This is a genomic window from Pandoraea pneumonica, from assembly GCF_902459645.1.
Classification (GTDB): domain Bacteria; phylum Pseudomonadota; class Gammaproteobacteria; order Burkholderiales; family Burkholderiaceae; genus Pandoraea; species Pandoraea pneumonica.
Genome location: NZ_CABPSK010000002.1, coordinates 106,693 through 119,477, shown reverse-complemented (window position 1 = coordinate 119,477; position 12,785 = coordinate 106,693). Strand labels below are relative to the sequence as shown.

Below are 12,785 nucleotides of genomic sequence, written 5' to 3'. Positions count from 1 at the left end.
GCGGCAGCGCGGTGAAGCGGGTGCTGTCAGACGCGCTGCGGTGATGCGATGCGTGCCTTCGGATGCCCGCCGAGTCGCCGCGTGTGGGGACACGACGCAGGGCGAAGCATGCCCGCATCGTCGGAGATTCTGCCGATGATGTCAAATTTTCGGAACGCTATATACCGATTTATATTTCGAGAGGGTCGACTTCGAGGTGCCAGCGCACCGGCGCTTTGAGGGCGCGCAGCCCGGCCATCCAGCCAGCGAGAAACCGTTGCAGCGCGCCGCGATGCGGGCTTTCCACGACGAGTTGGGCGCGGTCGGTACCGGCGATACGCACCATCGTCATGGGCACAGGGTCCCAGAGCGAGATGCGCGGATCGTTGAGGTCAGGGCCAGCGGCAATTTCGCGGGCCTGTTTGAGGAACGCCATGGCGTCGTCGAGTTTGCGAGCCTCGGCGCGTAACAGCGCCTGATGCGTATAAGGCGGCAGCAGCGCAACGCGTCGCTCTTCCAATTGCTGCGCCGCGAACCCGGCGTAATCGTGGCGCATGAGCGACCCGAACAGCGGATGCGACGCGTAGCGGGTTTGGATCAGCACGTCGCCGGGGCCTTCGGCGCGCGCGGCGCGACCGGCGCGCCCAGCCACCTGCATCAATTGCGCGAACAGCCGCTCGGCCGCCCGGAAGTCGTGCGAGAAGAGCGCGCTGTCGGCGTTGACCACGCCCACCAGCGTGACGTTACGGAAGTCGTGTCCCTTGGCGACCATCTGCGTGCCGATCAGGACGTCGACTTCGCCCGCGTGCACCTGTGCGAAGAGCGCCTGCGCGCTGCCCTTGCGACGCGTGCTGTCAGCGTCGATGCGGGCGAGCCGCGCGTCGGGGAAGTGCTCGGCGAGTGCCTCTTCAATGCGTTGTGTGCCGCGACCGAGCGGCGCGAGATCCTGATTACCGCAGTCGGGGCAGGCATGCGGAATGCGCGACTCGGCGCCGCAGTGGTGACACCGCAGCCGGCGCTCGGGTTTGTGCAGCACCATGTGGGCGCTGCACCGGCGGCAGTCGCTGACCCAGCCGCACGCGTCGCAGTTGAGCACGGGGGCGTAGCCGCGTCGGTTTAGGAACAACAGGCTTTGTTCACCGGCTTCGAAGCGGGCTTTGATTGCAGCGAGCAACGTTTGCGACAAACCCTCGTGCACCGTGCGCTGGCGCTTGCGCTCGATATCCATGTCGATGAGCGACACGCGCGGCAGCACCGCGTCGGGCGTGGCGCGCTCGGGCATCGATAGCCGCACGTAACGGCCTTGTTCGGCCCGTCGCCAGCTATCGAGCGACGGGGTGGCCGAGCCGAGAACGACCGGAATGCGCAGCCGGTTAGCGCGCCAGATCGCGAGATCGCGCGCGGAGTAGCGCAAACCTTCCTGCTGTTTGTACGACGGGTCGTGTTCCTCGTCGACGACGATCAAGCGCAAATGCGGCAGCGATGCCATCACCGCGAGCCGCGTGCCTAATACGATACGGGCCTCGCCGCGATGGGCCGCGAGCCAGTGTCGCGCGCGCTCGCCTTCGGCCAGTCCGCTATGCAGCGTGACGAGTGTCTCGTTCGGAAAGCGCGAACGGAACACGCCTTCGAGCTGCGGTGTGAGGTTGATTTCCGGCACGAGGACGAGCACCTGCGCTTCACGCTCGCGCAACGCCTCGGCGACGGCGCGCAGATACACCTCGGTCTTGCCGCTGCCGGTCACGCCATAGAGCAGGAAGGGCGCGCAGGCGGGGATGTCGGATGCATCTGAAGCGGCGGCCGAGCCCTCGTCGGCGGCGCTGGGCTTATCCAGCGGCTGCGCGCCGGACGCCAGCAGGGCGTCGTGAATGGCGGCGACGGCGTCGGCTTGTCCGGCCGTCAGCGTCTTGGTAGCCGTGGGGCCGCTGTGGGCGTCGGTGGCTTCTTCGAATGAAGCGTCATCGCTGTCGCCGTCCTCGTCGGCATCGTCATCCTCACGCACCGCCTCATGAAACGGCACGGTCTCTACGATCACCCAACCGGCGGCCGCCCATTGTTTCAGCACATCGGCGGCCTTGGCGCAGAGTGCGCGGGCTTCGTCCGCGTCGAGCGTCCCGGCTTGCGCGAGGCCTTCGGCCAGTCGGCGCTGGGCGCGCAACCGGGCGGGGACGTTCTCCATCAACGTGTCGAGCGCGCCGTCGGCAATGCGATACCGTTGCACGCCGCGCTGGGCAAGCAACCGCGACCAGCGCATCGGCGTGCGCAAATGGCCGGGGATGGCCGGCAGCGCCACTTCGCCAATTCCGCGCTGGTAATACCGCGCCGCGAAACGCATCAGGTCGCGCCAGTCATCGCCGAGCGGCGGCAATTCGTGCCAGACAGACGTCACTTCGCGCAGCTTCGTCGGGTCGACTTCGCTGCGCTGCGTCAATTCCCAGACGATACCCACCACCTGTCGCCGTCCGAACGGCACCTGCACTAACTGTCCGAGGCTCGCCGCCTGATCGAGGCGGTAGTCGAAGAGCGTCAGTAGCGGAGTGTCGAGTGCCACGCGGGCGATCGACGGCGCACTCCCGGTGCCGCGCGGCGTGGTCGCAGCGGCATCCTCGCAGGAAGCATCCGGCGGGAGGAGAGACGGTTCGGGGAGGTCGTCGGCGCGGGTCAAACTTAAAGTGAATCCTGAGAAGTTCCGGTAAACCCCGGATTTGAGTCGGCTTTCCGGCAGCCCCGAAACGCTTGTGGATAACTATGTTGAGAACTGTGGGGATTATCTCCCGGCAGCCTCACTGCGCGGGCCTCACATCGCGCCGCGCCGTTTCTGTGCATGAATCAAAAAGGCTTTTTGATCAATAGCTTATGAGCAACGACGAAGGGTGCTTCAAAGTGCGAGACAGTTGCGGCGGCGCAGCGAGAATTTGTGCATAAGTCTTTGGGACAACTCCGCAAATTGGAGGGGTTACTCGACCCGTTTTCCCTTGACTTTGCCAACGTGTAACGGTGGTCGGGTTTGCGAGGCGAAATGCCCCGCGAACCCGCGCCGCCACGTGGCGGTACTGCGTATTACACCGGCTGGCGCAGCTTCCGGCTATGGCTATGGACTTCGTCGACGAGCGCGGCGACGTGTTCGGGCGGCGTGAACTGCGAGATGCCATGCCCGAGGTTGAAGACGTGGCCTGGTGCATTGCCATAAGCGTTGAGCAGGCGGCGGGCTTCTGCGCGAATGGCATCCGGCGACGCAAACAACGCGGTCGGGTCGAAATTGCCTTGCAGTGCACAACGATCGCCAACGCGCTTGCGTGCGGCTGCCAGATCGACGGTCCAGTCGAGGCCGATGGCGTCGGGGCCGGTGTCGGCAATGGCTTCGAGCCACTGGCCGCCGCCTTTGGTGAATACGATGTGCGGAATACGCGCCCCCGCCCATTCACGATGCACGCCAGCGAGCGCCTTCTGCATGTAAGCGAGCGAGAAGCGTTGATAGAGGCCGTCCGCTAGCGCGCCGCCCCACGTGTCGAACACCATCACGGCCTGTGCGCCGGCTTCGATCTGCGCGTTCAGATAGGCGGTTACGGCTTTGGCGTTGGTCTCGAGGATGTGCGTCATCAGGTCGGGACGCTCGTACATCATCGTTTTGACGGTGCGATAGTCGGCCGAACCGGAGCCTTCGACCATGTAGCACGCCAGCGTCCACGGGCTGCCGGAGAAGCCGATGAGCGGCACGCGGCCTTGCAGCGCGCGGCGAATCTCGGACACGGCGTCGAACACGTAGCGCAGGCTGTCGAGATCGGGGGCGCGCAGGCGGCGCACGTCGTCTTCGGTGCGCAGCGGGTGCGCGAAGCGCGGGCCTTCGCCAGCTTCAAACGACAAGCCCAACCCCATCGCGTCGGGGATGGTCAGGATGTCGGAGAAGAGAATGGCGGCGTCGAGCGGAAAGCGATCGAGCGGCTGGAGCGTGACCTCGGTGGCGTAGGCAGGGTTCTTGGCCAGTGCCAGGAAGCTGCCGGCCTTAGCGCGGGTGGCGTTGTATTCGGGCAGGTACCGGCCCGCCTGGCGCATGAGCCAGATCGGCGTGTACTCGGTCGGCTGGCGCAGCAGGGCGCGCAGGAAAGTATCGTTTTGCAGAGCTTGGGACACGTCGAGGCGGTGGTATCTGAAATTTGGGCAAGCGGCCATTTTACTCGGGTATCCGGGGCGCGGTCGCATGGGCGGACGTTATGCCGCGCATAAGTCACGCATCAGTGTGCTCAAAGCGCGCCCGGACGGCACATTTGTTGCGACCAATCGGACGCAGCGGGCATGCCCCCATTGGCGGCGGCGCACGCTGTCTTTACTATGACGGCACACTTTGCGGCGCCAGCAGGCGAGTGCCGCGAAGCCGACGATCTGCAACAGACGGATCGACCGCTAGGACAACAATCAGGAGACACGTATGAAAGGCATGATCGCGGCCGCCTCGATGGCCGTCGTGGCATTGACGGCACTGGCCGCCAACACGGTTCAAGCCCAGTCGGCGGGTGCCGCCGCGCCTTCGCGGCTCGACGACATCGTGAAGTCGGGCACGCTGCGCGCTTGCGCCACCGGCGACTACAAGCCGTATTCGTACAAACGCCCGGACGGTCAGTTCGAAGGCATCGACGTGGATTTGGTCGCCTCGCTGGCGAAGTCGCTGGGGGTGAAGCCGGAAATCGTGCCGACGAGCTGGCCCAAGCTGATGGACGATTTCACCGCCAACAAATGCGACATCGTCGTGGGCGGGGTGTCGGTTACGCTCGATCGCGCGCGCCGTGCCTATTACAGCCGTGTGGTGATGGTGGACGGCAAATCGCCCATCGTGCGCTGCGCCGACGTGGCGAAGTACCAGACGCTCGCTGACCTGAACAAGCCGAGCACGCGCGCCATCGCCAACCCGGGCGGCACGAACGAGCGCTTTGCCCGTCAATACATGCCGAACGCGACGCTCACGATCTACCCGGATAACGTCACGATCTTCCAACAGATCGCTGATGGCAAAGCCGACGTGATGGTGACCGACTCGTCGGAAACGCTGCTCCAGCACAAGCTTCACCCGACGCTGTGCCCGGTGAACCCCGACAAGCCGCTGCAATTCGGCGAGAAGGCTTATCTGCTGCCGCGCGGTGACGACGTCTTCAAGAACTACGTCGACCAATGGCTCAACCTCGCGCAGAAAACCGGCGAGTATCAGGCCGTGGTGGATAAGTGGCTGAAGTGAGTTGCCTTAGGACTTAGGCGCTTAGGTGTTTAGGTGCCTAGGCAGGCGGCGATGTGTGCACTTTCTGCGCTCACATCGCCGCGAACCGAAAACCTAATCAACCCAGCCAATCGCGCAGACGCTGCGCCGCGTCGTGCATGACCAAACGAGCTTGCGGTACGTAGGGCTGTAGCCGCGCGAAGCTATGCGTCAGACCGGCCGCCTCGATGACCTCGGCGCGCCCTCCCGACTGCGCGGCGAAATGCGCGTATTCCACCGCTTCGTCATGCAACGGGTCGTACTCGGCCGCAATGACCAACGTGTGCGGTAGCGGATGCTTCGGCGCTTCCGCCGTCAAATTCACCCGAACGTCGCTTGCTTTCGGCTCAGTCCCGTTCAGGAACTGCTTCCAGTACCAGCGCATTTCGTCGCGCGTCAAACCGACGCCGTCCGCCAGACGCTCGTAACTCGGCGTGTCGAAGCGATACTGCACCACCGGGTAGATCAGCAACTGCGCACCGATGACACCCGGATGCTGGTCGTTGAACCACGCCGTCGCCTGCGCCGCCAGATGCCCGCCCGCGCTATCGCCCGCGACGGCTAGCCGGTCTGGCGAGACGCCCAGTCGCACGCGCTGTTCGGCCGCCCACGCCAATGCTTCGCGGGCGTCGTCCACCGGGGCCGGAAACGGATGCTCCGGCGCCAGACGGTAATCGACGCTCAACACGGCGAAATCGCCATCCTGCGCAAGAAACGCCGCCATCGTGCCGTGCGTATCGACATCGCCGACCACCCAGCCGCCGCCGTGAAAAAACACCACCAGCGGCACTTCCCGCCCGACCGGACGGTAAAGGCGCGCGCGCACATTGCGCCCCGGCAGGGGAATCTCGAAGGTCTCGCTTTTCAGCCCGGCGGGCAACGGACGCAGCGCCTCATTGGCGACGGTTGCGAAACGGGCGCGGACATCTTGCGGACTCGGGGAACCCTCGGGCGCAGGGTACTTGCGCGCCATCAGGTCGTAGTAGGCAAGCAAATCGGCATCGATGGTCATGGCTGCGGACAGTGTGTGGAGTTAGTCGGTGACGGGCGCTCGGGTGGCGCCTATGTCGCTGTGTCTCGGTGTCTTTCGGGTCTCGCTCGGGCAATTAGGACTGACCGGCGCCGAGCATCTGCCAGCGCTGGTGTTCGATCTTGACGCAGCGATCCATCACGACATCGAGCCCGGCCGCGAGCGCTACTGCGGCGGCATCGTCGTTCTCGATACCCAACTGCATCCATAAACTGTTTGCGCCAATCGCGACCGCCTCGTCGGCGATGGGCGGAATGTCGGCGCTGCGCCGGAAACAATCGACCATCTGAATTCGCACACCCTCAGCGCGCAGCGCATCGGCCGCCTCGGTGAGGCTCGCGTAGACGGGTTCGCCCAGAATGGTCGCGCCGCTGTCGGCGGCCTGCGGGTTCACCGGCACGATGCGGTAGCCGTGCTGCTGCATGTAGCGCGATGTGGTGAAGCTCGGCCGGTCGGGCCGCGGCGACAAGCCCACCACGGCGATCACGCGGTCGCGCGCAAGGATCTGTGCCAGTCGTTCGATGGTTTCCATGCGGGGTCGGCCGGTCCGGCCGGGGAGTCAACGGTTGGACTGCGAAGCTACCCGTGGCCTACCGGGCGCGCGCCAGATTGGTGCACGATTCGGCGGCGCACTATGTTGCCACGCACAAAGACTGAACTTAGCACATCGACGCCCAGGGTGTGAAACCCCTGCCTGCTCACCGCGATGGTGCGTGTATGGATGGGTGCGAGGGTGGGTGGGTTGGCGTGTGTCGTGACGGGGACGAGATTTCGGCGTGTAACTCAAGTTCACGCTCGATTAGATAATTTACTCAGGATGACGAAACAAGTGACATTTGCGTGTCACGCCGCAAAGTCTTGCTGGAGAACGGAGATGCTGAGGGTTTTCGAGGGAATTATGGGCTGAGGTGTTACAACCTGAAACACTTTGTTACCCCTCCTGCTATACGTTTCCACCACAATGCATCTCAACGCTGAAGTGCTTATCCCCCGGTAACACAGCAGCGCGGCTGTATCGGCAACGAGCGTCCCCCGGCGCAATTTGCAAGGTAATTCGATACGGTGCTCCGAATCTGGTCTCCTCGCGCTAACCCCGTAGCGTGTGGTTTTGGCGGGCCCAAGTGTCCCGCCATTTTTTTTGCCTGCAACGTCCTACATCTTTCCTCACCCGTCCTCTGACAAGTGAGCGACACGCGCATGAAGCGCACATGATTCGCGCATGATGCGGTTACGAAAATCGTTCGCCATCCGAGTGAAATTCGGAAATCGATTTCTCCCTGCGTAATTCCAAAATGACGATGGATCGTGAGCACTCCGCTTATCTTGCGGCGCTGCGCAACCATGGTTTGAGCCAGCCAAGTCCCGCGCGTGTTTCGCCCTGTGGCCGATATTCGCAGCCGATCCAGCCCGTATAGCCGAGCTCGTCTAGCAACCGGAACAGGAAGGGATAGTTGACTTCGCCGGTGTCCGGTTCATGCCGCGCAGGTACCCCGGCAACTTGCACGTGTCCGATGTTGGCAATGTGTTGGCGCAACTTCATGGCGAGGTCGCCTTCGACGATCTGGCAGTGATAGGCGTCGAACTGCACTTTGAGATTGCTCGCGCCGACTTCCTGCCGAATCGCCTGTGCCTGATCCTGACGCGTGAGGAAGTAACGCGGAAAGTCGCGCGGATTGATCGGCTCGATCAAGATGGTCACGCCGTGGGCGGCCGCTCGTTCTGCCGCGAAGGCAAGGTTTTCGAGATAAACGGCGCGGCACCGTTCGAGCGATTGCGCCGCATCGGGGCAGCCTGCCATCACGTGCAACTGACGGCAGCCGAGCGTATCGGCGTAGTCGAGCGCGAGTTCGACGCCATCGCGAAACTGCGCTTCGCGCCCCGGGAGCGCCGCGAGGCCTCGCTCGCCGCTCGCCCAGTCGCCGCCCGGCGTGTTGAAGAGCACTTGCGTGAGCCCGGCATCGTCGAGTCGTGCGCGTATCTCGTTGGCGGGGTGTTCGTAGGGAAACAGACATTCCACACCACGGAAGCCGTCGGCCGCAGCCGCGCGGAAACGTTCCAGAAAAGGGACTTCCTGATAGAGCAGCGTCAGGTTCGCAGCAAATCGCGGCATGGGCGGAATCTCCGTCGCGTGAAGCGGATGGTCGGTGGGCAGATGCTTGCCACGATATCACTGGCCGTCGATCTGAGGCGCCGCCACGCTGCGCAATTGATACCGGCCGTCGTTATTGAAGAGCCACGTCTCGACGGCGCGTACCCGGCCGCTGCTGTCGACCAGCGCACGGCTCGGTGCGGGCAACGGACTCGCCCGGCGCAGGCTTGCCACCGCAATGCGCTCGGCCTCGCGATCGCCGTTGCTGCGGTACAGGATCACTTGCGTGACGTTGCCGCTGCGATCGACCCAGTATTCGAGCGACACGACGGAGCGCAGCATCGGCTGCGGATTGCCTGGCGTGATTTGCCGCGCGTTCACTTCGGTCACGCGCTGCGCTGCGGCGATCTTGTATTGATCGAGTGCCGAGACCGGTGCGTTGCCCGGTGAGAAATCGAGCACGAGCGGCGACTTGGGCGCGAAGTCGGGATTGGCGCAACTGGTCAGCAGGAGCGGTGCGCTGTTCAGCAACAGCACCAACGCCAGTGCAGCGCGGCTAAATTTGCCGGGCTTGGCGGGGCTGGCAGCGAGGCTGACGCCAGCGTTGTTGCCAACTTCGCGCCACTCGCGCGAGCGCTGCCAGTGGTGTGAGCCGTTAGGCCGTACGCGTTGGGACGATCCGATTTTCATGGGCGCCTCCTGCCAAGTCAGCGACGCTTCTAGGTTTTTCACGTCCTGTCGCGCGACGACCCGACGGCCGTCACGCGATGTCCTGCTTTGCTGCCTAATGCGGTCGTTAGTGCGATCGTTGGTGCGGTCGTTAATGCCGCCGTCAACGACCGTTAATGCGGCCGAGTGCCGAACGCCCAGTTCGGCATCAGCGTATTGGACGGCAAATTCTCATCCTGCAACTTGCGGGCGGTCTCGATACCGGCCACGGGCAACCCGGTCGGGTCGAGCAAGCCGATTTGCACCAGCACGCTCGCCTGATCCCAATAGATATGCTCGTGCTCGAGCTTGCCGCCCCGGAAGCGCACGATCGCCACGAGCGGAATCTCGACGCGGCGCCCGGTCGGTGCCACGCCCGGCAACATCCAGTCGACCGGTGTCGTGTGCGTGAAGCAAAACAGCAACTCGTCGACCAGTTGCGTCGCCCCAATGGTGCGCGAGATCGGAATGAGCTTCGTGTCGGGCGGGTTGCTGTTGACGAAGTGGTTGCGATAAAAGTGCGCCAATTGCTGATGGCCGACGCCGCCCGTCATCGTCGGGATGTGATTGACGTACGGCTCGTCGACCATCGTCTTCATCAGCGGATCGATCTCGCGAATGGCGAATTCGTAGGCGCAATGCGTCTCCCACAGCGAGGCGAAATCGAAATGCGGACCGATGACGTTGCGCAGGGCACCCATGGTGCGTTGATGCGCGAGTTGTGTCGCCGAGCGGTTGAAGTGATCGCCGGGGCGAGCAAAGGCGTGGTCGGCGTCCGGATAGGTATAGAGGGTGACGTTCGGGTGCTCGCCCAACTGGGCGGCCAGCGTCTCGCGCACTTCGGCCGGGGCGTACTTGTCGAGTTCGGCAATGTGCAGCACGAGCGGCGGATGGTCACCCGCGAGTTCTTCCACGTGCTGTTCCAACCCCACGCCGTAGTAACTCACCGCGACCTCGGCGCTGGTGCGGGTGACGGAGAGCGCCGCGAGTTTGCCGCCGAGACAGTAGCCGACCACGCCAACACCGCCCACGCATTCGGGCAGTGCGCGCAAGGCATCGACGGTCGCGCCGACGTCTTCCATGCCGAGATCGATGTCGAAACTCTGGAACAACGCAAACGCGCGCTGCCAGCCGCCCGGGGAGTAGTCCAACTCGATGCCTGGCTCGATGCGCCAGAACAGATCGGGGGCCAAGACGACATAGCCCTCTTCCGCGTAACGGTCGGCAAGGTCGCGAATGTGCGCGTTCACGCCGAATATCTCCTGACATAGCACCAAGCCCGGGCCTTTGTTGCTGCCCGCTTTGCTCGCGTCGGGTAAGGCGAGATACGCCTGGAAGGTCTTGCCGTCGCGCGACTCGATGCTGATGAAGCGTCCTGCCATGTCACTGTCTCCTGAGGGGCCGGATCGTGCGGCAGACAGCGCTCTTTGCCTAGCTTAGGCGGTGCACGCGCGCCGCGCCGCGCGGTAAACCCGCAGCGGTGCGGCGAGGCGCGCAACCGTGCCCGTGAGGGGCGACGGCCGAGCGCTGCCACCGGTTGGATACGCGGACATTACGGTGATGTTGCGAGGTAACGGTTGACGCTGGTTTGACTCTGGTTTGGCACTGCGCTCGGGCACTGCGGCGCAGAGACTGCGGTCCGTGCCGTGGCGTCAGTAGCGGCATTCGACGATACCATGCATACTCGGTGCGCACGTTCGATGGGTGAACGTTTGCCTGTTTTTGACGCATTGGAGTGACCATGATTACCGTGTATCACAACCCGCGCTGCTCGAAGTCGCGCGAAGCGCTGGCGCTCGTGGAAGGCTCGCCGGCCGTGGGTGGCAGCGATTTGCAGATCATCGAATACCTGAAGGCGCCGCCGAAAGCGGCCGAACTCAAACGCCTGCAAAAGCTGCTGGGCGTGCCCGTGCGCGACATGATTCGCAGCAACGAGACGGAGTACACCGAGTTGGGGCTGTCGGACAAAGAACTGACCGACGAAGAATTGCTCGCCGCGATTGCCAAGCATCCGAAGCTGTTGCAACGCCCCATCGTGGTCAACGGCGACAAGGCGGTGATCGCTCGTCCGCCGGAGTTGGTGAACGAGGTTTTGTAACGTTGCAGGCTGGCGAGCACGGTGGGGTTGGCTCGCCGTGGCGCGGACGCACCATCGGGACACCGGCGCGCCGCTCGGTTGACCCGCCGGTTACGGCGGTGTCAACGCATCCACTGAAAAAGCGCGCCTAGCGGTGTGCCGTGCTGTCTTTCTCCGGACCGGCTTCGTCAGACGACGCGCCGGACTGATCGGGCGCTACGGCACCGGCGGAAGCGGCGGCAGCGGCTGCTGCCTGCGCCGCCGCTGAGCCGAACACCGGCGTGTCGGCATTGGCCGTCAACCCGGCACCGCGCCATTCGGGCAGTGCCGCCAGCGTTTTCTGCTGTTCTTTCAATTCCGCGAGCATGTTGCAGAAGAGGGCGCCTTGTTCGAGGGCGTCGTCGAGCGCGACGTGCGTGTGCGGCAGCGGGTCGAGCCACACCTGCGGCAAGCGCGGTTTGATGCACTTGCGATACGGCATGCCTGTCATCGCGAAGGCCAGCGTCTTGATGTCGAGTGCCGACCACGAGAACGGGCAGCGGCCGACAAAACGCATCATGTACCAGAACATGAACGTGAAATCGAAGCCCGCCGGATACGCCACGAACACCGGTTTGCCGGGCAACTTCTCGACCCACTTCACATAAGCCTTCATTGCCTTAGCCGGATCTTCCGGCTCGATACGGCACGCCGCCCACGCCTCAGGCTCGGTCTTCCACCACTTCATCGTGAGCGGATGGCCTTTCGCGTCGGGCAGGAATTCGAGATTCGCGCTGAAGGTGCCGATCAGTTCCTTATCGGCCGTGTACGCGGCCGAGGCGAAGCTCAGCATCGAGTGCGGTCCGGGAATCGGGCCGTCGGCTTCGACGTCGGTGCTGACAAAAATCTCTTCGTCGACGGGAATGATGCGCGAGGGGATACGGGCGGTCGCGGTGCTCATGCGCCGCTCCGGGCCAGCACGGCGTCGGCCACGTACGGGTTGGTTTCGCGTTCTTGACCGAAGGTGGACACCGGTCCGTGCCCCGGAATGAACGTCACGTCGTTACCCAGCGGCCAGAGTTTGTTGCGAATCGAGGCGATCAGGTCGCCATGGTTGCCGCGCGGAAAGTCGGTACGCCCGATGGAGCCCGCAAACAGCACGTCGCCCACGCTCGCCAACTGCTCGTCCTTGGAAAAGAACACCACATGGCCCGGCGTGTGGCCCGGGCAATGGAAGACGTCCAGCGTGATGTCACCGAAAGTGACGGTGTCGCCGTCGCCTAGCCAGCGATCCGGCGTGAAGGGCTGCGGTTCGGGAAAGCCGAAGCGCGCGCTCTGGGCTTCCAACTGATCGATCCAGAAGGCGTCGTCGGGATGCGGGCCTTCGATGGGTACGTCGTACTTAGCGGCCAGTTCGCCCGCACCGCCGCAGTGATCCAGATGGCCGTGCGTGAGAAAAATCTTTTCGAGCGTCACCCCTTGGCGTTCGATCTCACCGGCGATGCGCTCGATATCGCCGCCGGGGTCGACGACGGCGGCCCGGCGGGTCGCGTCGCACACGAGCAGCGTGCAGTTCTGTTGGAAAGGCGTGACGGGAATCAGGGTGACGTTCATGAGGTATCGGGGACGCGGTTTTCGTCTATTGTAATTCGGTCAGCGAACTCGCCACCGCGTACGA

Annotated in this window: 11 protein-coding genes; 2 read left to right on the top strand and 9 right to left on the bottom strand. The window is 63.9% G+C overall.

Translation table 11 applies throughout. The annotated features are described in order from the left end of the window. Positions 1-169: 169 nt before the first annotated feature. Entirely contained in the window at positions 170-2,644 is a 2,475-nt protein-coding gene (locus tag PPN31114_RS09670) for a primosomal protein N' (protein ID WP_150679323.1), read from the bottom strand. Between the two features lie 395 nt (positions 2,645-3,039). Further along, positions 3,040-4,110 carry a uroporphyrinogen decarboxylase gene (gene hemE, locus PPN31114_RS09665; RefSeq protein ID WP_281350962.1) on the bottom strand — a complete coding sequence of 357 codons (1,071 nt, stop codon included), beginning with the start codon at positions 4,108-4,110 and terminating at the stop codon, positions 3,040-3,042. Positions 4,111-4,432: 322 nt separating this feature from the next. Here hemE and PPN31114_RS09660 point away from each other — a divergent pair, with 322 nt between their 5' ends. Beyond that, positions 4,433-5,206: a transporter substrate-binding domain-containing protein gene (locus tag PPN31114_RS09660; protein WP_246182560.1), complete on the top strand. Its 774-nt coding sequence runs from the start codon at positions 4,433-4,435 to the stop codon at positions 5,204-5,206. Positions 5,207-5,303: 97 nt separating this feature from the next. On the opposite strand, the gene PPN31114_RS09655 is transcribed toward PPN31114_RS09660, so the two are convergent. From PPN31114_RS09655 to PPN31114_RS09635, 5 genes are all read right to left on the bottom strand, one after another. Beyond that, a complete protein-coding gene (locus PPN31114_RS09655; RefSeq protein ID WP_150679320.1) occupies positions 5,304-6,236 on the bottom strand; it encodes an alpha/beta hydrolase in 933 nt (310 codons plus the stop codon). 94 nt (positions 6,237-6,330) lie between these two features. After that, positions 6,331-6,786: a CoA-binding protein gene (locus PPN31114_RS09650; RefSeq protein ID WP_150679319.1), complete on the bottom strand. Its 456-nt coding sequence runs from the start codon at positions 6,784-6,786 to the stop codon at positions 6,331-6,333. A gap of 786 nt (positions 6,787-7,572) precedes the next feature. Continuing rightward, a complete protein-coding gene (gene otnI / locus PPN31114_RS09645; RefSeq protein ID WP_150679318.1) occupies positions 7,573-8,364 on the bottom strand; it encodes a 2-oxo-tetronate isomerase in 792 nt (263 codons plus the stop codon). A gap of 57 nt (positions 8,365-8,421) precedes the next feature. Beyond that, positions 8,422-9,033, bottom strand: coding sequence for an energy transducer TonB family protein (locus tag PPN31114_RS09640; protein ID WP_150679317.1), 612 nt, complete (start codon positions 9,031-9,033; stop codon positions 8,422-8,424). A gap of 152 nt (positions 9,034-9,185) precedes the next feature. After that, complete coding sequence (locus PPN31114_RS09635) at positions 9,186-10,433, bottom strand: dienelactone hydrolase family protein (RefSeq protein ID WP_150679316.1); 1,248 nt, start codon at positions 10,431-10,433, stop codon at positions 9,186-9,188. A 359-nt stretch (positions 10,434-10,792) separates the two neighbouring features. On the opposite strand from PPN31114_RS09635, the gene arsC reads away from it, so the two are divergent. Next, positions 10,793-11,149 (top strand): arsenate reductase (glutaredoxin), encoded by a 357-nt coding sequence (arsC, locus tag PPN31114_RS09630; RefSeq protein WP_150679315.1) that lies wholly within the window; start codon positions 10,793-10,795, stop codon positions 11,147-11,149. A 127-nt stretch (positions 11,150-11,276) separates the two neighbouring features. On the opposite strand, the gene PPN31114_RS09625 is transcribed toward arsC, so the two are convergent. Both PPN31114_RS09625 and PPN31114_RS09620 read right to left on the bottom strand, forming a co-directional pair. Beyond that, on the bottom strand, positions 11,277-12,068 hold the full coding sequence (locus PPN31114_RS09625) for a 3'-5' exonuclease family protein (RefSeq protein ID WP_150679314.1): 792 nt from the start codon (positions 12,066-12,068) through the stop codon (positions 11,277-11,279). After that, entirely contained in the window at positions 12,065-12,721 is a 657-nt protein-coding gene (locus PPN31114_RS09620; protein WP_150679313.1) for an MBL fold metallo-hydrolase, read from the bottom strand. The genes PPN31114_RS09625 and PPN31114_RS09620 overlap by 4 nt, the downstream gene beginning before the upstream one ends. Positions 12,722-12,785: the final 64 nt, after the last annotated feature.